The organism is Natrialba magadii ATCC 43099 (assembly GCF_000025625.1).
GTDB classification, from domain to species: domain Archaea; phylum Halobacteriota; class Halobacteria; order Halobacteriales; family Natrialbaceae; genus Natrialba; species Natrialba magadii.
Genome location: NC_013922.1, coordinates 2,441,577 through 2,462,289, shown reverse-complemented (window position 1 = coordinate 2,462,289; position 20,713 = coordinate 2,441,577). Strand labels below are relative to the sequence as shown.

20 protein-coding genes and 1 tRNA gene are annotated in these 20,713 nt (G+C 63.4%); 6 read left to right on the top strand and 15 right to left on the bottom strand.

The window, feature by feature from the left end:
* Nucleotides 1-140 precede the first annotated feature (140 nt).
* Entirely contained in the window at nucleotides 141-512 is a 372-nt protein-coding gene (locus NMAG_RS11575; protein ID WP_069673591.1) for a hypothetical protein, read from the top strand.
* 63 nt (nucleotides 513-575) lie between these two features.
* Here NMAG_RS11575 and dcd read toward each other — a convergent pair whose 3' ends face one another.
* Both dcd and NMAG_RS11565 read right to left on the bottom strand, forming a co-directional pair.
* A complete protein-coding gene (gene dcd / locus NMAG_RS11570) occupies nucleotides 576-1,178 on the bottom strand; it encodes a dCTP deaminase (RefSeq protein WP_004215445.1) in 603 nt (200 codons plus the stop codon).
* Between the two features lie 235 nt (nucleotides 1,179-1,413).
* Complete coding sequence (locus NMAG_RS11565) at nucleotides 1,414-2,037, bottom strand: DsbA family protein (RefSeq protein WP_004215446.1); 624 nt, start codon at nucleotides 2,035-2,037, stop codon at nucleotides 1,414-1,416.
* Between the two features lie 144 nt (nucleotides 2,038-2,181).
* Here NMAG_RS11565 and pth2 point away from each other — a divergent pair, with 144 nt between their 5' ends.
* Nucleotides 2,182-2,520: a peptidyl-tRNA hydrolase Pth2 gene (pth2, locus tag NMAG_RS11560; protein WP_004215447.1), complete on the top strand. Its 339-nt coding sequence runs from the start codon at nucleotides 2,182-2,184 to the stop codon at nucleotides 2,518-2,520.
* Nucleotides 2,521-2,552: 32 nt separating this feature from the next.
* On the opposite strand, the gene NMAG_RS11555 is transcribed toward pth2, so the two are convergent.
* The 3 genes from NMAG_RS11555 to NMAG_RS11545 form a co-directional block, all read right to left on the bottom strand.
* Nucleotides 2,553-2,804, bottom strand: a complete 252-nt coding sequence (locus NMAG_RS11555) for a hypothetical protein (protein WP_004215448.1) — start codon at nucleotides 2,802-2,804, stop codon at nucleotides 2,553-2,555.
* A gap of 136 nt (nucleotides 2,805-2,940) precedes the next feature.
* The gene (locus NMAG_RS11550) at nucleotides 2,941-3,366 is read right to left on the bottom strand and encodes a DUF7344 domain-containing protein (protein WP_012996674.1); all 426 of its coding nucleotides are present in this window, start codon (nucleotides 3,364-3,366) and stop codon (nucleotides 2,941-2,943) included.
* A gap of 158 nt (nucleotides 3,367-3,524) precedes the next feature.
* Nucleotides 3,525-3,743 carry a hypothetical protein gene (locus NMAG_RS11545; RefSeq protein ID WP_004215451.1) on the bottom strand — a complete coding sequence of 73 codons (219 nt, stop codon included), beginning with the start codon at nucleotides 3,741-3,743 and terminating at the stop codon, nucleotides 3,525-3,527.
* A 182-nt stretch (nucleotides 3,744-3,925) separates the two neighbouring features.
* Here NMAG_RS11545 and truD point away from each other — a divergent pair, with 182 nt between their 5' ends.
* Entirely contained in the window at nucleotides 3,926-5,368 is a 1,443-nt protein-coding gene (gene truD / locus NMAG_RS11540; RefSeq protein WP_004215452.1) for a tRNA pseudouridine(13) synthase TruD, read from the top strand.
* Between the two features lie 184 nt (nucleotides 5,369-5,552).
* On the opposite strand, the gene NMAG_RS11535 is transcribed toward truD, so the two are convergent.
* The 4 genes from NMAG_RS11535 to NMAG_RS11520 all read right to left on the bottom strand — a co-directional run bounded on the left by NMAG_RS11535 (nucleotide 5,553) and on the right by NMAG_RS11520 (nucleotide 8,642).
* Nucleotides 5,553-6,194, bottom strand: coding sequence for a 30S ribosomal protein S3ae (locus NMAG_RS11535; protein ID WP_004215453.1), 642 nt, complete (start codon nucleotides 6,192-6,194; stop codon nucleotides 5,553-5,555).
* A complete protein-coding gene (locus NMAG_RS11530) occupies nucleotides 6,187-6,666 on the bottom strand; it encodes a KEOPS complex subunit Pcc1 (protein WP_004215454.1) in 480 nt (159 codons plus the stop codon). The genes NMAG_RS11535 and NMAG_RS11530 overlap by 8 nt, the downstream gene beginning before the upstream one ends.
* Before the next feature lie 2 nt (nucleotides 6,667-6,668).
* Nucleotides 6,669-8,066: a hypothetical protein gene (locus NMAG_RS11525; RefSeq protein ID WP_004215455.1), complete on the bottom strand. Its 1,398-nt coding sequence runs from the start codon at nucleotides 8,064-8,066 to the stop codon at nucleotides 6,669-6,671.
* Between the two features lie 105 nt (nucleotides 8,067-8,171).
* Entirely contained in the window at nucleotides 8,172-8,642 is a 471-nt protein-coding gene (locus NMAG_RS11520) for a 30S ribosomal protein S15 (protein WP_004215456.1), read from the bottom strand.
* A 363-nt stretch (nucleotides 8,643-9,005) separates the two neighbouring features.
* Between NMAG_RS11520 and NMAG_RS11515 the strand changes: the two genes are divergently transcribed.
* Nucleotides 9,006-9,077 (top strand) — tRNA-Ala (locus NMAG_RS11515).
* 298 nt (nucleotides 9,078-9,375) lie between these two features.
* Nucleotides 9,376-10,332 carry a hypothetical protein gene (locus tag NMAG_RS11510; protein ID WP_004215457.1) on the top strand — a complete coding sequence of 319 codons (957 nt, stop codon included), beginning with the start codon at nucleotides 9,376-9,378 and terminating at the stop codon, nucleotides 10,330-10,332.
* Between the two features lie 83 nt (nucleotides 10,333-10,415).
* Here NMAG_RS11510 and NMAG_RS11505 read toward each other — a convergent pair whose 3' ends face one another.
* Genes NMAG_RS11505 through NMAG_RS11495 form a run of 3 tightly spaced genes read right to left on the bottom strand, consistent with a single transcriptional unit; the run spans nucleotide 10,416 to nucleotide 17,591 of the window.
* Complete coding sequence (locus NMAG_RS11505) at nucleotides 10,416-14,000, bottom strand: ATP-dependent helicase (RefSeq protein WP_012996673.1); 3,585 nt, start codon at nucleotides 13,998-14,000, stop codon at nucleotides 10,416-10,418.
* Nucleotides 13,993-15,003 carry a hypothetical protein gene (locus NMAG_RS11500; protein ID WP_004215459.1) on the bottom strand — a complete coding sequence of 337 codons (1,011 nt, stop codon included), beginning with the start codon at nucleotides 15,001-15,003 and terminating at the stop codon, nucleotides 13,993-13,995. The genes NMAG_RS11505 and NMAG_RS11500 overlap by 8 nt, the downstream gene beginning before the upstream one ends.
* Nucleotides 15,000-17,591, bottom strand: coding sequence for a PD-(D/E)XK nuclease family protein (locus tag NMAG_RS11495; RefSeq protein WP_004215460.1), 2,592 nt, complete (start codon nucleotides 17,589-17,591; stop codon nucleotides 15,000-15,002). The genes NMAG_RS11500 and NMAG_RS11495 overlap by 4 nt, the downstream gene beginning before the upstream one ends.
* Nucleotides 17,592-18,192: 601 nt before the next feature.
* Between NMAG_RS11495 and NMAG_RS22115 the strand changes: the two genes are divergently transcribed.
* On the top strand, nucleotides 18,193-18,351 hold the full coding sequence (locus NMAG_RS22115; RefSeq protein WP_160165661.1) for a hypothetical protein: 159 nt from the start codon (nucleotides 18,193-18,195) through the stop codon (nucleotides 18,349-18,351).
* 252 nt (nucleotides 18,352-18,603) lie between these two features.
* On the opposite strand, the gene NMAG_RS20660 is transcribed toward NMAG_RS22115, so the two are convergent.
* The 3 genes from NMAG_RS20660 to surE all read right to left on the bottom strand — a co-directional run bounded on the left by NMAG_RS20660 (nucleotide 18,604) and on the right by surE (nucleotide 20,667).
* Entirely contained in the window at nucleotides 18,604-18,750 is a 147-nt protein-coding gene (locus tag NMAG_RS20660) for a DUF1328 family protein (protein ID WP_004215463.1), read from the bottom strand.
* Between the two features lie 310 nt (nucleotides 18,751-19,060).
* Nucleotides 19,061-19,465, bottom strand: coding sequence for a helix-turn-helix transcriptional regulator (locus NMAG_RS11485; RefSeq protein ID WP_004215464.1), 405 nt, complete (start codon nucleotides 19,463-19,465; stop codon nucleotides 19,061-19,063).
* 377 nt (nucleotides 19,466-19,842) lie between these two features.
* Complete coding sequence (gene surE, locus NMAG_RS11480) at nucleotides 19,843-20,667, bottom strand: 5'/3'-nucleotidase SurE (RefSeq protein WP_004215469.1); 825 nt, start codon at nucleotides 20,665-20,667, stop codon at nucleotides 19,843-19,845.
* Nucleotides 20,668-20,713 lie beyond the last annotated feature (46 nt).

Sequence of the window (20,713 nt, the reverse complement as noted above, 5' to 3'; positions counted from 1 at the left end):
GAATAACTTGTGGGTCTCGTTGTGCGTTGGTTGTGGGCCTCGTACGCGCGCTGGAGTTCCTCTCGGCCGTAGGCGACTGGCAAATCACAGCGGCGCGACGGACCATTTATACGGTCGTCGCCGAAACTTACGAAAAACGAATGACCGACACTACTTCGGCACCCGTCCCCGCTCCCGCACTCGCGATTGCCTCCGGCTTCGCAACGTTCATCGTCGTCAGTGCCGCTGTCGAGGGACTCCTCACGCACATGATCGGGTTCTCGATGCTCCTCGCGCTGCCGGTCGGCGCGCTTGCGGGCGCGCTCGCGGTCGCTGGCGTCGTCGCCGGGCTCACGGGTGAGGTCTCTCAGAGTCAGCGTCGCAGTGCCGGTAGCTACGCCGGACTCAGCATCGGCTTCCTGATCGGTGTCGTTGTCGGGACCGAACTCCTCGGGTACTCGCTTACATGGGCCGCTCTGATCGGAATCGGTATCGGAATCGTTCTCGGAACGTGGCTTTCGTCGCAGGTGTAGACTGCGGTTCCAGTTTCGATTCCAGTTTCAGTTCCAACTTCGGTTCCAGCGTCCAGGCCGCGTTCAGTCGTCTCGATCCAACTGGTCACCACCGAACTCGTGGTCACTCTGAATGCGCGAGGCCTGTGGCCCGTCCTGATCCTGATACTTCGACCCGCGCTCGCTGCCGTAAGGTCGCTCTGCCTCCGTCTTGAGTTCCGTAAACGTGAGCTGTGAGATTCGCATTCCCGGCGTGAGCGCGACCGGCGCACTGCCGAGGTTCGACAGTTCGAGCGTGATCTGGCCGCGGTAGCCGGGATCACAGAGCCCTGCAGTGGCGTGGACGACGACTGCAAGGCGGCCGAGCGAGGAGCGGCCCTCGACGTGGGCGATCAGATCCGCCGGGATCTCAACGCGCTCGTAGGTCGTTCCGAGCACGAAGTCGCCCGGGTGGAGAATGAAGTCGTCGCCGTCTTCGACGACCGTCTCGGTAACATACTCGTCGACCTCTCGTTCCGAGGTCGGATGGATACATGGAATGTTCGTCCGCTGGAACTCGAGAAACTCCCGTCCCAGTCGGAGGTCGACACTTGCCGGCTGAATCTGCAGTTCAGGATCGTCGAGTGGGTCGACGACGAGGTCGCCTTCCTCCAGTCGTCGGAGGATGTCCGCATCGGAGAGGATCATATCCGAGGAGTCGAACGGCGGGTGTGTAAACTGTTCGATCCAGCGTTTGGATAGGGGTGAGCGTTGGCGGCACCCGAGTAGCTGCTTCGGGGCGAGAGCAGGTGAGCGAGGCAGAGTATGGACGACTGGGTACGACTGACGAGGGGGAGATTGCAGTAACAGACAGCAGGGACGGATTGCAGTAACAGACGACAGGAACAGATTGTGGATGCAGACAACAGACGAGCGCAGACAGTTACTCGAGTGCCGCGTCGATCGCGGCGGTCGTCTCCTCGAGTGCCATCGCCTCGAAGTCCTCGGATTCGTAGAGTTCGACGGCGTCACCGTCGACGAGAATGGTGGGGGTACCGCCGACGCCGTTGGATTCGCCGTAGGACTTGTCGTCCTCGATCGTCGATCGGTGGCTCTCTTCTTCGGCAGCGTCGCGGATCGCCGCGCCGTCGGCTCCGATCTCGTCTGCGACGCCCTCGATGGCACCGTAGTTGTACGATCCCAGGTAGGTGTAGATCTCGCTCGTAAACTCCCAGAACGCATCGTTCCCCTCACTCTCGAAGACCTCGCGGGCCGCGCTCGGAAGCGCCCACGACCACGTGTCGTCGACCGGGATCGGGAAGTCTCGATGCTCGTACCGAACGTCGCCTGATTCGAGGTATTGCTCCTCGAGCTCCGGTAAGACGCCGAGTTTGAAGTCACGACAGAACGGACAGGAGAAGTCTTCGTACACCGCCACGGTGACGTCTGCGTCCGGATTGCCGGCGACCGGTGGCTCGGGTGGGTCCTCGCTGCCGAGACAGCCGGCAACGACCCCGAGACCGACGGTGCCCGTCGTCCCGAGGAAGGCACGGCGCGTCTGATTCATGCTCGGGACTAGCGATGCGGCCCCCAAATGTGTATCGTCTCGCACGATGGCACCGGGACGCCACTCACATTGACACCAGCGTCGGTCGGCGACCACTGTCGAGCGATCGTCGCTGCTTTATCGTTCGCACTCGAGTACGGAGACATGAAGCAGGCCATCGTCGCCCGAACGGATATCGGCATGGGACAGGGAAAGCTCGCCGCGCAGGTCGCACACGCGTCGCTGTCGGCCTACGAGAAGGCAGATTCGCAACTGCGTGACCAGTGGAAGCGAAACGGGCAGAAGAAGGTCGTACTCAAGGGTGAAAGCGAGCGGCAGTTGCACGAACTCGCTGAAATCGCCGAACGCGACGGCGTGCCAAAGGCGGTCGTCCGCGACGCTGGTCACACCCAACTCGAGCCCGGGACGGTGACGGCGCTCGCAGTCGGACCGGCGGGTGACGATCGGGTCGATAGCATTACGGGCGAACTCTCGCTGTTCTAGGGGGTCAGTTTCAGTTTTAGCGACGACCTGCCCTACAGTTGCCACACCGCGGCGGCGACGAGAAGTACCGAGAGCGACAGGCCCGCCCACCAGGCCGTTCGTCTCGAGAGCGGTTCGTCGACGTATACGAGGCCGACGAGCAACGCAAGCGTGTACACGCCTGCGGCGAGCACAATGACAGCAGCGGTGGTGCCGACGGCACTGGCAGGAAGCAGGGGAGCAATGACAGGGATACCTGGGAGCGCCGTCGTCTGGCTCACTGGGGGACTCACGGGCGTAACCATACGGTATCGGTCGCGATCCGTCCTGAAAAGTGGTCGTTCCTGCGTCAGCGCGTCCGTCCACGACGACGGCGCACGGCACGGAGACGGCGTGCAGGCGATAGAAGTGAGTCCGCGGCTCGCAACCGCGCGCTGTGGCTCACGCTGAGGGTGGTGTGTCGGTGTCAGTGTCGTCGACGCTGACATCGACGGTCAGGTAGTCGATATCTGCCAGTTCGAGGTACGGGACGAGGACGTGTGTATCGACGAGTAGTTCGACGAGTTCGGTGTCCGTGTCGTATCGAAGCAGACCGATATCGGCCAGTTTCGGGAGGTGAACGTGACAAAGGTCGACCAGTATTCGTTCGTACTGATCGTCCATCGCGTACGGTCCGGTTGCAGCCTCGCGCTCGCGGCGAGCGATGAACCGGGCGAGGTCCGTGATCGGAACCGGTGATTGGTGCTGTGAGAGAGAGGCGAGTGCGTACTGTCGCCGCAGAACGGCGAACGCATCGAACAGGTCGGTCGCGTCGATCAGTCGTGTCTCTGTCGCTTCATCGGTAGGATTGCGTGTCTGGGTCTTCATACTCGCTCCGTACTTCACCTACACTGCTCCCGGTCACCGACAATTCTCGCTAGCCGACTTCAGCAGAGTACATGTGCCCCTAGATGGGCACCATTATAGTCTTTATTGTCTCATTCTACAAGCGAAAGGAATAGTCGCGGTGAGTGGACAGTCCGACACTAATCGTCCGGAGCGCCGTCGTAGGGCGGCTTCGGCTCCGTATCCGCTCGCTTGACTGTAACGGTCCAGTCGGGCGCATCCGAAATCGGCGTTTTGATCACCCACGTCGCTTCGATCGTCGCACCGCGTGCGAAACTGGTCGTCACGAGCGTTTTCAATTCAGACTCGAACGCATCAGTCGCGGCGGCACGGTCCTCTGGAGAGTGGTTTGCATCCATGATGGGGTTCCAAGACAGATCGGCAGTCGGTAGTCGGCAGTCGATCGCCTGTCTCTGTAGGGTACCACCAGCAATAACCGTGTCGGCGATTCTACCCCCGTAGCGGGAGACGGGGCGAACCGGTCGCACGACCGCCGAGAACGAACCGATTTACCGCCGGCACCCGAAGCCCCGCCATCAACATGCGCCCGGCACACCCCACGGAGCAGGCCGTCGGAATGCAGGCCTACGTCAGCGACACCAACGGCGTCGGCGGCCGCCTCCGCGCAGCCGACGACCACTTTCGCGTTCGCGAACGCGAGCGCTTCGCGACTGAACCGATCGACGCCCCAACCGACGCCTACCCACATCTCGTCTTTCGCGCAACCCTCCGCGGCTGGGACACCAACGACTTCGCAACCCGCCTCTCGGACGCACTCGGCATCTCCCGCGAGCGCGTCAACTGGGCCGGCACCAAGGACAAGTACGCCGTCACGACCCAACTCTTCTCCGTCTACGATACCACCAGCGATGCCGGTGCCACCGGCCTCCCCGACATCGACGGTGCCGACCTCGAGGTCCTCGGGCGCGCCGGTCGGTCACTCGAGTTCGGTGACCTCGCAGGGAACCAGTTCGAGATCGTGGTGAGCGATGCCGACCAACCAGAGACCGCGTCACAGATCGCGGACGAACTGTGCGAGTTCGGCGGTCTCGACGCTGTTGGGGCCGCTGGCGCGGACTCGGAAACGGAAACAACACCCGTCGGCGTCCCCAACTTCTTCGGCCAGCAGCGCTTTGGCAGCCGCCGACCGGTCACCCACGAGGTCGGCCTCGAAATCGTCCGCGGTGACTGGGAGGGCGCGGTGATGGCCTATCTCGGCGCGCCGACCAACGCCGAACCCGAGAGCACCCAGGAGGCTCGCCGATTTATCGAGGAGACGCGAGACTGGCAGGAAGCCCTCGATCGGTTCCCGAACCGACTGCGCTACGAACGCTCGATGCTTCACGAACTCGCAGAGTGCACGGCCAACAGCGACGGAAACGGCGACCCCGACCCCGCCGATTTCCGCGCTGCACTCGAGCGTCTGCCCTCGAATCTCCAGCGGCTGTTCGTCCACGCCGCGCAGTCGTACGCGTTCAACCTGATGCTCTCGGAGCGTCTCGAGCGCGGGCTACCGTTCGATCGACCCGTTGCAGGTGACGTCGCGTGCTTTTCCGATACTGGCGACGACGTGCCTGAAGAACTCGTCCTCCCCGACACGGACCGCCTCCAGCGCGTCGACGAGCGCCGTGTCCGGTCTGTAACTCGTCACTGTGAGCGCGGCCGCGCGTTCGTCACTGCGCCGCTCGTTGGCACCGAAACAGAACTCGCCGACGGCGAACAGGGCGAGATCGAACGCGCCGTACTGGACGACCTCGATCTCGCCCCCGAGGACTTCGACCTGCCCGGTGAGTTCCACTCGACCGGCACGCGGCGGGCAGTCCTCGTGCAGACTGAACTCGGAGTCGAGACGGGTGGAGGAGAGGAGTCTGAATCCGAGGCTGCAGCAGACTCGCTCACCCTCTCGTTTGCGCTGCCGAAGGGATCGTACGCGACCGTCGTCCTTCGGGAGTTCATGAAGGTCGACCCGATCCACCTCGGGTAGGGCCGCTACGGTCGGATTGTTCGACGGACACGCAGTCTATAGTAGCCATTGCAAGTCAATGCACACCTGATTGCCAGACGACTCGGCGATCAGTGTGTAACTAGTTGCAGTTGTTACTATAGCCGCTGCTACTTCCTGCGAGTACCCTAAAAAACGAAATCGTCTCGAAACGGGACTCGAGTCGTTAGTCGTCGGCTGCGACGTCTTCGTCGTCGACGTCGACGGAGGTCGCTTCCTCTTCGGCGACTTCCTCGGGACGGGCCTCGAGTGTCGTCTTCTGGATCTCGACGCGGCGAAGCGGGTAGATCGTCTTGGCTTCGCCGTAGATTGCCGAGGAGAGACGGCCTTCGACGACGCTGTCGATCAGTTCCTCGAAGGTGCGCTCTTCGGCTGCCTCTTCGATCATCTGCACCATCTGGTTGCGGATGGCCTTCTCCTGGCTCGCGTCGGCCTTCTTCGTCGTGAAGGCGACGGGCTGGATCTGGACGCGGTAGTCGTCCGTCGTGAGGACGGTGACGTAGGCCTCGATCTTCGAGGCACCGCGGCGGACGAGCGAGCGCAGGTAGTCACGGGTCAGGGAGTGCTCCTTGAATTCCGTGTACGCGGCGTCGCTGCCCACGTCGGTGATCTTGAAGGTCAGCTTCGTGTTGTTCTCGCTGGCGTTGTTGTTGAGGTCGCCGAGCGTCGTTTCGATGGTTCGGTCGTAGACCTTTTCCGGTTCGTCAGCAGGGGTCTCGCCGAGCTCTGTCCGGTCGAACTGCTCCGGAGCGAGCACGGTGTACCACCGCTTTTCCTGTTTCGCACGTGAGACTGAACGTTCACTCATTGGTATCGTGTGTGTTGTCGGTGTCTGTGTCGGACACAGTACCCGTGTCCGTTGGGTTGTCGCGCTGTTCGTCGGCTGCGTCTGCATCCGAAGTGGATGAAGTGGATGGAGTGGATAGAGCAGATGAACTGGATGAAGCAGGTGGTGCTGGATCCTGAGCAGTGGCGTCAGTAGCCACACCGGCCTCGCGTGCCGTGCGAGCAACGTCGACTGCAACCTCGAGATTGACGACGTAGTCGTCGACCGTCGAGTGCAGCCCGCTCGTCGACTCGCGCTCGATCCGCGTGACGACACTGTCGCCGTCCGTGACGGTCTCCATCTCGTCGGTGTTGTCCGGGCGTAGTGCCCGTGCAACGAGATCAGGATCGTCGTGGGACGTGCGGATCGTCGCCGTCGCGCGTTCGAGCGCGTCGTCCGAGTTCGTGTTCGTGTTCGTGTTCGTGTTCGTGTTCGTGTCCGTGTGTGCCGGCATGCTCAGTAGTGTCCTCTCACTGCCGCGATGATCGTCGATTCGTCGGCCACTGTCACTGCGTCCTGTGAGTCCGGATCGGCAGCCGACGCTGGCTCCGACGCCGACTCGGCTGCACCGAAGCGCAGATAGCCGCATCGGTGACCCACGTCGTACGCCGCCTGAACGCCATCGTCGGCAAGGTCACGCACAATCGCTTCCACGGTGGCTGCGATCGAGCCCGAACTCGGCCCGGTCTCGCGAGTCGCAAGCGCCGCCTCGCCCGAACCCACGGCGAGCACCGTCGGCTCCGGCGAGCGGTACGCGAGTGCGATCTGTGCGACCGCTTCGACCGGCCCGTCGTCGATGCCGACGACGAACAGCCCGTCGTAGCGTCCCGTCGATGCCGACTCGAGTGCGGCGTGTGCGCGCGAGCCGTATGCCCGCCAGGCGGCGAGCGCTGGCTCCCGAGCATCGAGCCCCATCGCCAGCGCGGCTCCCGTGCCGGGCTCCGCGCGGGCGGTCGCCTCGAGGACGGCGGCGTAGCCGCCGACAGTTACGAACGCGTACTCGTCGCTCGTGATCGCGTACGGGCGAAGAACGCGCTGGATCGACGTCGCCGCCGTCTCCGTTGCGTCGTCAGCGCCGACGACATCGAGTGCAACGAGTGAGCCGAGTGTCCGGTGATCGTCTCCGTCGAACGTCTCGGGCTGGTCGAGGTCGAGTCCGGTCGGCGAGAGTGCCTCCCGTGTTGCCTCGAGGTCGCCCGACCACGGCGCACGCAGTCGGGTCGAGTGTGCCAACCCGTCGACCGGATCCGCGGTCGGCACCGCGACGCCCGGCCGGCGTTCGACGAGTCCGCGCTCGCGTGCGGACTCGAGTACCCACTCGCTCTCGCCGGCACCGGGATCGACGCCGGCGGCGACGAGACCTGCGAGTGCGAGCACCGGATCGAGTGTGGGCTCGGGTCCGGGTGGGTCGTCGGTCGGTGTCTGGGTCCGTGTCTCGGCCGGGCTACTCGAGTCGTCCGAGTCCCTCGAACCGAGTTCGCGAACGGTGTCCGCCGCCGCGAGTGTGGCCGGCCGCTCGTCGGAATCAAGACGGATCGCGTGCTCGCGCGCCGGTTCGTCGACGGTGCCGAAGACGACGGTCAGTTCGTCACTGGCGTCGGCAGTGTCGGCGCGGCAGGTCGCGCGCTCGGTTCGCTCGGCGATTGTCCGACCGACAGTCACCTGGAACGGTGTGTTCGTCGCCGAGAGTGCTGCCGTAAGCAGGCCGCTGGCCGCGAGGGCGTCGCCGTCGGCCCGCGTGATAACGCGGACGAAGCCGGCGCTCTCGATGGCGGTGGCGGCTGTCACAGCAGTGTCGGCGTCAGAACCGAACTCGGTGTTCGATTCCTGATCCGGGTGGCCGTTCGTGGACATTGTGGGTGTCGTGTTTGCGGTCGCGGGTCACCTGCGGACGCTACGGACGCAGCGTCCAGCTTCTAGGTTCTAGCTCCTCCCGTCTGCTTCCTTCCAGCTCAGCACTCAGTGCTCCTCGAGGAGGTCGACTGCAACCTCGTAGGAGTACGTGAAGTCCGGCTCGAGCTCGTTGCCTCGGTAGTAGTCGACGAGACGGCGAACTTTCGACTCCGTGTTCTGCAGGGAGCGCTTGTTCTGGTAGTCCTGTGGGTTCGCCTGCACGTGCTCGCGCAGTCGGACCGCACGCTCCATCAGGTTCCGAAGGTCCGCGGGAACGTCCGCCTTGGCGTCGTTCTCCTCGAGAATCTCGGTGATCTTCTTGCCGGTCACCAGCTTCACGTCAGGGACGGGGGTGCCGGTGACGCCTTCGTCACGCAGCTTGATGCCGATCTGACTCGGGTCGTGACCCTGATCTGCCAGTTCGACGACCCGTTCTTCGACATCTGCTGGGTCGACGTCGCTCCACTCCGGTGGTTCGTCTGCCGCTGGCTTGTCCGAACCGGACGAGCCACGACGGCGGGTATGCATTCGTGCCATTGGTGAGGATAGGAACCGCACTGACCGCTCGGATGGATAGCGTTCGCACTGGATCGAATGACCCAGCCGACCGCAATCCGGCTCCGTGCAAGATGCACTTCCGCAATCCCAAGCCACCCAAGCGAGTGGCACTGTCAGATTTGCGGCCGTGCGCTTCCCACCGTCGCTTCCCGCGGCACGGACTAAAGGGTTTCTAGACAGCGGCCACAGTCGGTATGGGTTGTGAGCCCGACGCCGTCGTAGACATGGTTGGGATGTCGGAAACGGCGATGTACTCGAGTACCCCTGTGTGACAACGACAGTGCCGACCCGACGATTTCGAGGGGTTTATCTATTCCCGTGGGAAAGTGCGTATTGCGAAGCGGGCTCGTAGATCAGAGGTAGATCACTCCCTTGGCATGGGAGAGGCCCCGGGTTCAAATCCCGGCGAGTCCACTATTTTGCGGCGCGAACAAATTCGTGAGCGCCGCGAATCGTCGTCGATGGCGGATTTGAAGCCCTGGAAGTCGCAGCGTGAGCGAAGCGAACGACCGTCTTCCTTCGGGTTCAAATCCCGGCGAGTCCACTCCAATTTCTCCGTTGTGTTCAGGGTTCGACACCGCAAGGTGCGGACCATGGAGAGAACGGATTCGCCACCTCTGGGCACGTAACTGCTTTCACAGAACGTACAGGTGCTTAAAATCACGATAGGTTTCGGGAACAGTGCGAACGCCGCTCGCGCCGACCATCTAGTATGGACCTTCGACCGTGGATACGCCGGAGCATCGTCCTCGGAGCACTCGCCGCCACCGCCAGCTACGCATGGTATCGCCGGCGGGTCGCATCGACAGCGCACGAAACTCGGAACATCACCGAGCGCCACGCGAGCGCATTTCTCGTCCGTCGACCCATCGACGAGGACCGCCTCGAGTCCGTTCGCGAGGCAGTCGCCGAGCGCTGTGTCGACCCCGACGACCCACGACCGCTGCTCGGGCTCGAGGGGGCGGCCACGGCGACGCTGTTTCTCGACGCTGGCGACGACCCGGAGCTGATCTGGTACGTCGAGGTGCCACATTCTGCGATGGCCGGCTGGGAGAATCCAGAATCGCGAATCGAAGCGGCGTTCCCACTCGAGGACGACGCGCTCGTCGCCGAGGAAGCCCGCGTCGACCGCGAGCTGCTCGTCCACGCGGTCAACCCGAACCGCCCTCGGACCGCGATGGGGGCCGACGACGGCCCCCTCGCCGTCAGCGGTGCAGCACTCGAGAACGGCGTCGATATCGACCTCGTCCAGTTGCACCTGAAACCGGGGCTGGCTGAGCGGCTCGCGGACCGATTCGCCGGACTCTCGCGGCGCGTCGCGGCGGGTGAGATCGAGCTCGGCCCCGTCGAGCGGTGGAGCGCGGCGATGCTCGAGACCGAAGCCATGTACACTGAGTCGGTGGTGCTCGAGCGACGACCGGAGGGGTACGTGCTCTGTGGGTACATGGAAACTGCGGAGATGGCGGGCGTCTACGACGCCTACTACGATACCTGGAACCCGGTTGCACGGGCGTCTGAGCTAGTTTTCGGACGCGTGCTCGAGGAGCCGGCGGCAATTCTCGAGTACCCGCTCGGGACAGGACTCGAGGTGCTTGCGCACGCGGTCGCTCCGGACCGACCGCGTCGACCCGAGACTAGTCAAATCGGAGGGTCTGATACGACGCCGTAGTCGTTGACACGGATAGAGCCGCGGGAAACTCGACCGAACACGGACGAGCGAGTCCGCACGAACGACTGCACTCGGTCCGAAACTCACTGGCCATCGATCTGGAACGCATCCAGAGACGGTGACTCGTCTTCGCCCTCGGAACAGCCAAGCGACCGGTGCGGACAGAACTGGCAGTGTGGTCCCGGCGTCGCGTTCGCGAACGACGAGCCGTCCGCCGTCGCCAGGTCCTCGAGTACCGACTCCCACAGCGTGGCCAGTTCGTCGACCGAGAAAACCTGGACTGCTGGCCCGGCGTCACCGACGTATACGTAGCCGGCGTGGCTGAGTGGCTCGTCGAAGCGGTCCCGACAGGCGCGGACGTAGAGCTCGAGTTGGTGGCTCGTCTCCAGGTCCTTCTGGGCCTGGCTCGTCTTGTAGTCGAGTACGACGAGGCCGCCGTCAGGGTGGCGGCGAACGCTGTCGACGTAGCCGATTATGTCGCCTTCGATAGCTGCGATGCCGTCGTCCACAGCCGCGATGTCGCCGTTCACCTCCGCAATCTCGTCGCCGTCGACGGCGATTGGCACCTCTGCACCGACCGCCGGCCACTCCGGCACGTCGGTCTCGAAGTAGCGATCGATGCACTCGAGTGCCGGCTCCAGTGCGGTCGTCAGGTCGCGGCTACGGGCGACCCACTCGCAGGCCTCGCGCCACTCGGTTTTGCTGTCGTAGCCGCGCCAGTAGGCGAGTTCGGCGACGTCGTGGAAGAGCGAGCCAACGTCGGCCTGGGTCACCTCTGCTTCCCCGCCGGTAGCTGGGGTTGGGTCGGGGAACGCGTCCACCACGTGATCGAGGACGTGCTTTCGCTCACAGTTGCGGACGGACTCGAGTGCGGTGTGGCTGTGCTGGCGGGCGAGTTCGACGTCGACGCTGGTGCCGAGGGGGGCGTCGGCGAAGCGGGCGGTGTTCGGACTTGCGGCGCTGTCGCCATCAGCGAGCGTCCCGGCGACGACCTCGTCGGCGAACTCGAGTACTGTCTCGAGCGCTTCGTCGGTCGAGACCTCGGTTTGGTAGTACGTGATCGTCCCCGGGTCCTCGTCGACGCCGCGGTTGACGGCGTCGGTGTAGTCCCGGACGGCGTCGGGTGTGTCGGCCGCAATCTCGTCGTAGCTGTCCATGAGCGCGTTCCAGACGGAGAAGCGTGGCCCCTCGGCAGACCAGTGGATCGGGGTCTCGCTGCGTTCACTGGGCAGGTGATCGTCCAGCATGTCCGCACCGGGGCCCTGCTCCTCGACGTCGTTGCCGAAGAGGAACAGGTGCTCCTTCGCTCGGGTGAGTGCGACGTGGAGGACGCGCCACTCCTCTGCGATCTGGTCGTCGCTGCAGTCGGCCCGCAGCGGGTCGGCCAGCTCGCCCTGCACGTCGTCAACCAGTATATCGTAGCGGTAGAGGTCTCGCTGATAGTTCGCGAGAGTGATGTGGCCGAACTCGGATTCGGTGAGGAAGGGAAGTAGAACGGTATCGAAGTCAAGGCCCTTCGCCTGGTGGATGGTCATGACGTCGACGGCATCCGCAGACTGCGAGCCAGGGCTAGTCGCCGTCTCGTCGTCGGCCGAGAGCAGGTGGGCCTGGCGCTCCAGGTAGTCGACGAACGCCGGCGTCAGCTCGGACTGGACGGGACTGTCGTTGAACGCCTCGATCAGGCGCTCGACGTTGGCGAGGGCGTCTCGGTCGTGTTCCCGGAGGAACCAGTCGATACGCGTCTCGCGCTTGAAGTGGCGGTAAAGCTCGGAGATTGCGTGGGTGTCCGAGACCGATCGAAGCGTCTTGTAGTCCGTGAGCGCCTCGTGGACACGGTCGGGACAGCGAAGTTCGGCGGCCGGCTCTGCGAGCGCGTCGTACCCCGCCGGAACGGTCTCGCCGGCTCGCAACAGCGTATCCACGTCTCCCTCGGGGACGCGGTAGAGGTGGAGAAGGACGCGCTGCCAGCTCACGTCATCGCCGGGTTCGACGAGGACACGGAAGTACGACAGCACCGTCCGCACGCCGTGGCCGAGTTCGCCCGACGCATCGCTCGAGAGGGTGTAGGGAATGCTGTCCCGATCCAGCTGGGACGCGATATCGCGAGCGTTCTGGTTTCGGCGGACGAGCACCGCGATGTCCTCGAGTTCGCGCTCGGGAACGTCCTCGAACCGACCCGTGAGGAGATGTGAAATCGTCGTGCTCACCTGTGCCGGCGTACGCTCGCCCTCGCTGTCGACTGTGACGACGCTGGGCGGGTTCGGCTCCTTGTACGCCTCGATCTCGTCCTTGTCGGGATCGAGATTCGTCGCCAGATCGAGAATCGGCTGGCGCGACCGGAAGTTCAGATCCAGGCCGATCTCCTCGAACGACTCGGGCAGTTTCGACATATTCTCGGGATCCTGCCCGCGCCACTCGTGGATGGCCTGATCGCTGTCGCCGACGACCATGATGTCGAGGCCGTCGCGCAGTTCCTCGACCAACTCGAGTTGGGACTCGTCCGTGTCCTGAAACTCGTCGCAGTAGACGGCGTCCCACTCGGCGAGGATGTCGTCACGGACGCGCTCGTCACGAAGCAGGTCGACGGTCCGGTGAATCAGTTCGTCGTAGTCGAAGGCGTTGCGCTCGTCGAGCGCCTCGAGATAGGCTTCATATGCACCGACGAACGCTCGTGCCCGCCGGAGCATGTGAACGTAGTTCGACAGCCGCCCCATCGGCGTCTGCGTGATCGAGGTCAGTGGCCCCCGCTCGCCCTCGAACATCGCCTCGGGGAGCCGAAACGCCTGCCACTCGAGTTCGGATTCAGTTCGGAGGTGGTCGGCCATGTTCTCGGCCGTTTCGGCCATGGCCTCGAGGTGGGCACTGACGGCGGAGTGAACCCGACCGTCGCCGTCGAACTGGCTGGCTTTTGCGCGGTAGACGCGCGGCAGGCGGTCACAGCGGTCGGCGAGCGCTTCGGCGTCCCACATAATGCCGTTCGCGTCGACGTTGATGACCTGGTGAGCCATCTCCTCGAGATCGGTGACGAGCCCGAGCAGATCACGCAGGTCCTCGTCACTGGGGAGGTACGACCGAATATCGGCCGGGGTGACGGCCTCGCGGCGCATCGCCTCGATGAATGAAGTGAGCGCGGAGAGCGTCTGGTCGCTTGTGCCGCCGGCGGAGGGCGAGCCGGCTGCGACGAACGAGAAGTCGACGTCGCCGTAGACGGACTCGATCAGTTGCGGACGGTCTTCCTCGGTGACGAGGTCGAACTCGGGTGAGACGCCGACGTGGTAGGCGTACTCGGTCAGCAGTTTCGAGCTAAACGAGTGGTAGGTGTAAACGTCGATATCGAAGGCGACCTGCGGGCCGAGCGCCTCGCGGAGTTTCTCCTGAATCGTGTGGGCGGCCTCGTTCGCGAAGGTGAGCACCAGCAGGCGGTTAGGCGAAACGTCGCGCTCCTCGATTTCGGCCTGCAGGCGCTTGACCATCGTCGTCGTCTTGCCGGAGCCGGCGACGGCTTCGACGGTGTGTGCGCCGCCGGTCGCGTCGATGACGGCCGGCTGGTTGCCCTTTGGCTCGAGAGCCGCGGCGTCGGGTTCGGCGTCCGTTTCACCGCTCGCTGCGACAGCGTCCGCGGTATCAGCCGTTGTCTCACGCTCACTCATTGTCTCACGCTCAGTCATCGATCTCACCTCGTCCACCACGCTCACCGCGAGTCGGCTCTCGGTCGATAAACGCGAGTTCGGCACCCATCCGATCGGGACAGGCGTCCCGATAGGCACAGTACTCGCAGGCCGAGTCGGTGATCTTCGCAAACCGCCACGCCCGCGGGTCGGTCTTCCCGTCGCGAATCGCTGCGGCGCGCTCCTCGATCAGGTCTACGAGGTCCCGCGTCTCCTCCTCGAAGGCGTCCTCGAAGTGGCGTTGTTCTACCTCGACGCGCACGCCCGACTCGGACTCGTAGACCGGTCGACTCTCAGCCAGCGGCGCGACGTAGGCGAAGTCACAGGGCAGGTCGAAGCCGTACTCGGCTTTCAGCCCCCGAATGGCGACACCGGCCCTGACGAAGCTCCCGATCTGGCGCGGATAGTACGACTGGCCGTCCATAAACTCCCGGACGTGCGTGTCAGACCAGCTTACCTGCAACACGCCGTGCAGCGTCGGGACGTACCTGATGGCGAGGTAGCCCCTGTCGCGCTCGACTACAGCATCGACGGTCGCCTCGTACCGAACGCCGTCGCGTTCGTAGCCGACCACGGTGTCCGCCTCGACCAGCCGCTCGGCGTGCTCGTGTCCGCCGTTCGAGAAATACGTCTCCACCGCAGCCGCCAGCGCGTCCGCATCGTACTGCTCCTGTGCGTCTGCGATGTAGGGCTGCCGGTCGCCGGCGCTAGCCTGTCGCCACTCGTGATCGAGCCACTCGAGTGCGGCCTCGACACGCCCCTCCTCAGAATCCGCCTCCGAGCGGAGTCCAGCGATAATCGACCGCCGGAGCAGTTGCCGACGACGGTCGCGAACCCGGTCGGTGCTCGTTTCGCGCGCCGAGAGCGGGCGTTCGAACGCGAACTCGTACTGGCGCGGGCAGACGATGTGTGTCGCGAGCGCGTCGGCGGTGACGACGGTTTGGTCCGCTTGCGCAGCCAACTCGTCGTCTGTCTCACTTTCAACAGCCGAGGGCGGCGTCATCGCGTCTCACCTCCACCGTTTCCGCCCAGTTTGTCGTCATCTCTCCGTCCACCGTCATCTACTCGTTCACTCCTGTCACTCCCACCACTCCCACCACTCCCACCGCTCTCACCGCTCTCACCGCACTTACCGCACTTACCGCTCTCACCGCTCACACCGCTCTCACTACTACCGCCACTACCACCGCCCTCACCACTCTCCGGCCGAATCGCCCCTCTCGCCAGATCGAACTGCGTCTCGACCGCCCGCTCGAACCGCAGGTCCACATCATCGCTCTCCTCGAGTACCCGCTGGATCGCAGCCAGCGTTTCTTCAGTGGACTCGAGTGCGACCTCGCCGCCGGTGCTGGCTTCGGCCTGGACTGTTTCGAGGGCGTTCCAGGGCTGGGACAGGATTTCGGCGGAGGCGCTGCCGAGGGTGTAGAGGTCGCGATCAGGAACGTCCGCTCCGCCGAGGTCAGCGAGCGAGAGCGCGGAATGGGGATGTTCGTCGATTGCGTGGAGATAGCGCGAGCGGTGTTGCAGACGGCCAACCGAGCCGTCCGTCTGGCGGTAGGTACAGAAGTAGAGATGCTCCTCGGCGGCGCGTGCCCCGATCGCGAGCTGGCGGCGCGTCCGTTCGGCGTGGTAGCGCTCGAACGCGTTGTCCGTGATCTCCTCGACGTCGACGGTGGCGTACGTCTCCGCGACGGCCTCCGGACTCGGGTTCGTGACGGCCGGATAGTCGTCCATCCGTTTGATCCAGGCGGTCGGAAAGAGCGGCGAGAGCGGTTCGCTCCCCGGATACTCGCCATCGACGACGTTGAGCAGGAAGACGGCGCGCCGGCTATCGTGTTTTACGAGCCCTACGTCACCGACGGTGACGCCGCCTTCGGGGACGGCGACTTCGGCCGTGTGGGCGTAGGGCGCGTCGTAGGTAATCGCCCGCTCGAGCATGGTGACGAACTGGATCCAGTCGCCCGCGAGGATATCCTGTTCGTCGACGAACTCGGCAATCGAAAGGAGCCGGGAGACGTTTCGAAACTGCTCTCTGGCATCGATCGGGTCGGCTTCCTCGGCGATTCGACGTTTGAGATCCGTCGTGACGATCCAGCGCTTCAGACTCTTCGAAACCGAGTTCCTGACGACACAGCGCTGGACGAGGTCCTCGGTGAGGTCCGGCACCCGCGCCGCGAGCAGCTCGTAGGCCCGCTCGCGGTCGTCGATGTGATACTGGGCGAGCGCGTGCAGTTCCCGGACGGCGAGGTCCTGCTCAAGGCCGTTGACACCGGCGGAGGCCGTCGGCACCCCGGCGTGCTGGAGCACTCTGCGGACGCGCGGCGCAGGGTTCCCGATAGAGCGGAGCAGGACGGCTACGTCCTCGTATTCGAGACCCTGCTCCTGTCGAAGATACTCGATTTCATTCGCGACGGTCTCGACTTGCTGGTCGAGCGTGGGTTCACTGATTACGCGCGCAGCGGTGGTCGTACCGTGGACTTCGGGTTCTGCAGACTCGCCGTTCTCTCCCCGGCGAGTCGGCCGTCCAGTCGCGAGAAACGCGCCGAACGGCTGACCGACTCGTCCCGGTTCGGACACCGTGTCCGGCTGTGTTGCTGCCGTTCCGCCATCCGAGGCAACGCCGGGAATCGCGTCGGTTTCTCGCTCGAGTGCGGCGTCGGCGGTGTGATCGACGATCTCGAGTTCGTCCGCAAATCGCCGAACCGATCCCACCTCGGTCTTCGTCCGCTCGATGCTCGCGTGCTCCTCGGCGACGCAGATCAGGTCGACGTTCCGGGTGAGCGCACGCAGGTACTCCCGGTCGAGGTCGCCACACTCCTCGTATTCGACGACGAGCACCGCGTCGAACTCGCGCTCGATCCGCTCGCGAATCGCCTCGCGCTCGAGTGCCGCGATTGCACGTTCGATCGTCTGGGCCTGCTCCGCCAGGTTGCGCTCGGCAAGGTGGTCGTGGAAGGAGGCGTTGACGTCGGCCAGTTCCCGGAGGTAGTCGTCGTAGTCGTGATCGTCGTCTGTGGCGGAGCCGTCGCTTTCACTGGTCACATCACTCTCGGTGTCCACAGCCTCATCGGCACCCAGACCCGCATCCGCATTCGCATCTGCATCTGCACCTGTATCCGCAGCTACAGTCACACCGAACCCACCGTTCCACGTCGCATCCAACAACAACTGCCCCACGTCCCGGCCGAACGAATCGTGCTCGCTCGCCCGCTCGAAGTACGACGACCAGTCGTAGCCGTCGAGCACTCGCGCGAGAAACTCGATCCGCTCCTCGTAGGACAGTCGCGTCAACTCCGGCTCTGCTTCCTCCACAACCGCCGTCGCGTGCCGGGGCAACGACTTCACGTTCGGTCGCCCTTCGAGCCCGGCTTCGTCGCGCAACGACGCCGCAAACTCGTCGATCGCCGTCGGCAACCGCTTGAGCACCAGGACGTTCCGCGGGTCGCCAGCTACTGCGTCGTGTTCGAGGGTACTCGAGTAGATTCCTGCGACGCGCGCGGCGAGCGAGCCGCCGCCGAAGGGGAGGATGTGGAGCGTGCCGGTGAGGGGAGGGGCTGCTGTGTCTGAAGCGGGTGGTTGAGACTGAGACATGTGGGGACGAAATCGTATTCGTCCGGACGGTCGGCTGGTGGGTACTTATTGATTCGGGAGAGCGTCGTATCGGATTGAAACACGTGTTCGTCGTTCAGGGTTGCTGATAAGACAGCCTACGACTGCTGTGGGTCTGCAGCAGCCGTTAGGAGATGAGACTGATGTAATCGTACGAGAAAAGCACGTGTTGCGAAGAGAGGAGATTCTACACAGGTTTACTGGCGACTACCCGCTGGACTGAGTGATCTCGCAAATCCCTGTTCACGAGTGACTAGCCTGCTTTGTTCAGCGTGATGAATGCATAGTTATGATTGTATTGAACCATAGTACTTACTTGCGGGAAGTATGAATTTCGCATATGGTGTGGAACATCGGGCGGCGCACGCTATTGTCGGTAACTGGTCTCGCACTACTCTCGGGATGTCTCGATAGTGGAAATACCGGAGAGACCAACGATCACCCGCAGATGACGTTCGCATGGGGACATCATCTGGGCGATTCAGACACAGTAGACCTATGGCACGAGATTGGTGAGCCAGTCCAAGCAGGACTACTGCGATTCTCTGGTACTATTGAGGAGGATGGGCAAACGTGGGCGGATGTGGCCGGAGTGCCAGCCGACGAGGCCGTTGAAGAAGGGGACGAAGTTGAACTCATGCCCCTCTACGACAATGCTGTGACTATCGCAATCCGATGGGAAGGAGACCCGGATGATCCGGTCGAACTGAGCAATCGGAGTGTTTCTGTGGGTAATCCATAACGGGCTACCAGCGAAGATGGTGTTCCACCGCTCTCAGAACTACAGTGGATAGCGGCGGTAGCCTGAGCGCTGATTTCCTATGTGGTGGAACTCGTTCAGTACAAATCTAGTTCCGAAACGTCAGCAGGCGTGTTTTGTATCGTCAGTATCAGTGTATTACTGTCACTTCACAGGTCGACGAGGGCGACTGCGGGACCCGACAAAAGCAGTCGCTGTGGATCTGTGTGGACACGGTTGCGCGGATGGTGCCGGTCAGAGCAGCAACGACACGACGGCCAGCACCAGGAACAGCAACACGAGCCACTTCGCGATGGACATCGTGAGTCCGGCGACGCCGCCCGCACCGAGTGCACCGGCGATGATTGCGATCACGAAGAACAGCAGTGCAAGTTCTAGCATGGATAGACACAAGCCCGAGACGTGGATATGAATTCGGCATGCATACGCCAAACCACTGGACATCACTGCTATTCTGTTCTCGGTCGACGTTCTCTCACGTACTGAGGGGTACTCGAGAGCAACTCTCCTGAGCGGCTGACTCTCACGAAATGGAACCAGAGCGAGACACGTTTGCGCGCGGTGGTGTCGAGAAGCGTCACCCGACAAGACAGATCGAAGAGACCATTCGCAGACGAGGAGTGCTGCGCTGCAGAGAGTGGGTCACAGGGTCAGCCAGTGCAGGGCGTTCAGTACGTTGTTCGCTGTCGGCTTACTCGCCGAGATGCGATCGATACCCTTTCGGCTCGAACCCGCGCCGACAGATGACGCGCTTTCGGCCGACCGTGATCGCGCTGATCTGGTCGTCGTCCTCCATACGGTCGATCACCGACTCGAGTCGGTCCGCAGACCAGCCGGTTTCTTCGCGGACGGTCGATTCGTCGACGCGGCCGCCGCGTTTAACGAGCAGCCGTAATACCTTGTCCTCGTCCGGCAGGTCGTGTTCGTCGACGCCGTACTCGATTTCTTCGGCGTAACTGAGCGTCTCCTGTTCACCGTTGTCTGTCGATTCGTCAACTGCATCCGATGTCGATGTTGACTCGCGTGCGTCGCTCTCGTCTGTCGAATTCCCCTGCCAGAGCGACGAGAGGCGAGTCCAGAGTGTGCTGAATACCATTGTCGATCACCCGAACCGGAACTGCGTGTCGCGGAGTGTTGTCGGTATACTCTACTTCTGTCCTATCGGTTATATATCTGTGCTCTGCCCGAGCAACGCGGTTGTGTGTGGGCAGCGAGTGACGTACCGTGGTTTCGATGGACACTATACTCGTCCACCGTGCGTCTTGGCAGAACGGGTACGTGAGTTGAAATGACTGGCTGCGGACTATCGGTCGTCTGAATCGTCGTAGTACAGTCGCCACCAGTGACCAGCACGCTCATATATGTTATCGTGTGCATCCATTCTCAGCGTCATGCCTGCATACGAACGGGTGGAGAGGTGGAGAGCGTGTCTGCGTGTCTGCGTGTGTGCGCCAGTCTCGACCAGGGATGTCGTTACTCGCCAGCCGTTGCAACGCGGTCGTGATAGGTCGCTGCGAGGTCAGTGAGCACTTCGTGGTGGTTCGTCGAGTGCGGCGCAGTAAGCGGTGAAATGCTGATGCGGCCTTCGGCGATCGTGCGCCGATCAGTCCCCTCGGGATCCGGAATCTGCTCGGGGTCCATCGTCTCCCAGACGTGGTCGTAGAGGGTGACCTGATCGCCATCCGACTTGGCGTCCATCTCGTAGCGCTTCGACGGGCGCGTGATCTCGATCGGCGCGGGACCGTCGTTGGCGTCTGCCATCGGGACGTTGACGTTGAGATACGCCGCGTGCTCGAACGCACCAGCGGCGAGGGCGTGCTCTGCGAGGTAGGTCGTCACGAGCTGGGCCTCGCGGAAGTCGTCGGTCGTGAGGTCGATCTCGCCGAGGGGAACGTCGCCAACCGGGACGTACATCGAGGTTGCGATGGCAGGAACGTCGAAAAACGCCGCTTCGACGGCGGCGCTGATCGTTCCCGAACGGCCGAGGACGTACTCGCCGAGATTCGCGCCCCGATTGCAGCCAGCAACAACGAGGTCCGGGTCGGGGCCGAGTTCTGCGAGGCCAGCGATGACGCAATCCGCAGGCGTACCTTCGACGGCGTAGCCGAGCTCGTGGTCGACGAGGCCGATCTCACCGTTGTGTGAGAGCGAGCGACCGCACGCGCTCTGGTCGCTCGCGGGCGCGACGACGGTGACGTTTGCGTTCACGTGGTCGACGAGCGCGTCGTGAATCGCGCGAATGCCGACGCTATCGATCCCGTCGTCGTTAGTCAGCAGGATCTCGAGAGAGTCGCTCATATCGGTTGGCTTGGAGTCCGACGCGAAAAGCACTCTGGTTTCGGAG

Coding starts and splice junctions, on each gene's coding strand:
- NMAG_RS11495 (WP_004215460.1), bottom strand. CDS start 17,591: ATGTCTCAGTCTCAACCACCCGCTTCAGACACAGCAGCCCCTCCCCTC.
- NMAG_RS11520 (WP_004215456.1), bottom strand. CDS start 8,642: ATGGCACGAATGCATACCCGCCGTCGTGGCTCGTCCGGTTCGGACAAG.
- truD (WP_004215452.1), top strand. CDS start 3,926: ATGCGCCCGGCACACCCCACGGAGCAGGCCGTCGGAATGCAGGCCTAC.
- NMAG_RS11545 (WP_004215451.1), bottom strand. CDS start 3,743: ATGGATGCAAACCACTCTCCAGAGGACCGTGCCGCCGCGACTGATGCG.
- dcd (WP_004215445.1), bottom strand. CDS start 1,178: ATGATCCTCTCCGATGCGGACATCCTCCGACGACTGGAGGAAGGCGAC.
- NMAG_RS11555 (WP_004215448.1), bottom strand. CDS start 2,804: ATGGTTACGCCCGTGAGTCCCCCAGTGAGCCAGACGACGGCGCTCCCA.
- NMAG_RS11505 (WP_012996673.1), bottom strand. CDS start 14,000: ATGACTGAGCGTGAGACAATGAGTGAGCGTGAGACAACGGCTGATACC.
- NMAG_RS11510 (WP_004215457.1), top strand. CDS start 9,376: ATGGACCTTCGACCGTGGATACGCCGGAGCATCGTCCTCGGAGCACTC.
- NMAG_RS20660 (WP_004215463.1), bottom strand. CDS start 18,750: ATGCTAGAACTTGCACTGCTGTTCTTCGTGATCGCAATCATCGCCGGT.
- pth2 (WP_004215447.1), top strand. CDS start 2,182: ATGAAGCAGGCCATCGTCGCCCGAACGGATATCGGCATGGGACAGGGA.
- NMAG_RS11525 (WP_004215455.1), bottom strand. CDS start 8,066: ATGTCCACGAACGGCCACCCGGATCAGGAATCGAACACCGAGTTCGGT.
- NMAG_RS11565 (WP_004215446.1), bottom strand. CDS start 2,037: ATGAATCAGACGCGCCGTGCCTTCCTCGGGACGACGGGCACCGTCGGT.
- NMAG_RS11535 (WP_004215453.1), bottom strand. CDS start 6,194: ATGAGTGAACGTTCAGTCTCACGTGCGAAACAGGAAAAGCGGTGGTAC.
- NMAG_RS11485 (WP_004215464.1), bottom strand. CDS start 19,465: ATGGTATTCAGCACACTCTGGACTCGCCTCTCGTCGCTCTGGCAGGGG.
- NMAG_RS11530 (WP_004215454.1), bottom strand. CDS start 6,666: ATGCCGGCACACACGGACACGAACACGAACACGAACACGAACACGAAC.
- NMAG_RS11575 (WP_069673591.1), top strand. CDS start 141: ATGACCGACACTACTTCGGCACCCGTCCCCGCTCCCGCACTCGCGATT.
- NMAG_RS11550 (WP_012996674.1), bottom strand. CDS start 3,366: ATGAAGACCCAGACACGCAATCCTACCGATGAAGCGACAGAGACACGA.
- NMAG_RS11500 (WP_004215459.1), bottom strand. CDS start 15,003: ATGACGCCGCCCTCGGCTGTTGAAAGTGAGACAGACGACGAGTTGGCT.
- surE (WP_004215469.1), bottom strand. CDS start 20,667: ATGAGCGACTCTCTCGAGATCCTGCTGACTAACGACGACGGGATCGAT.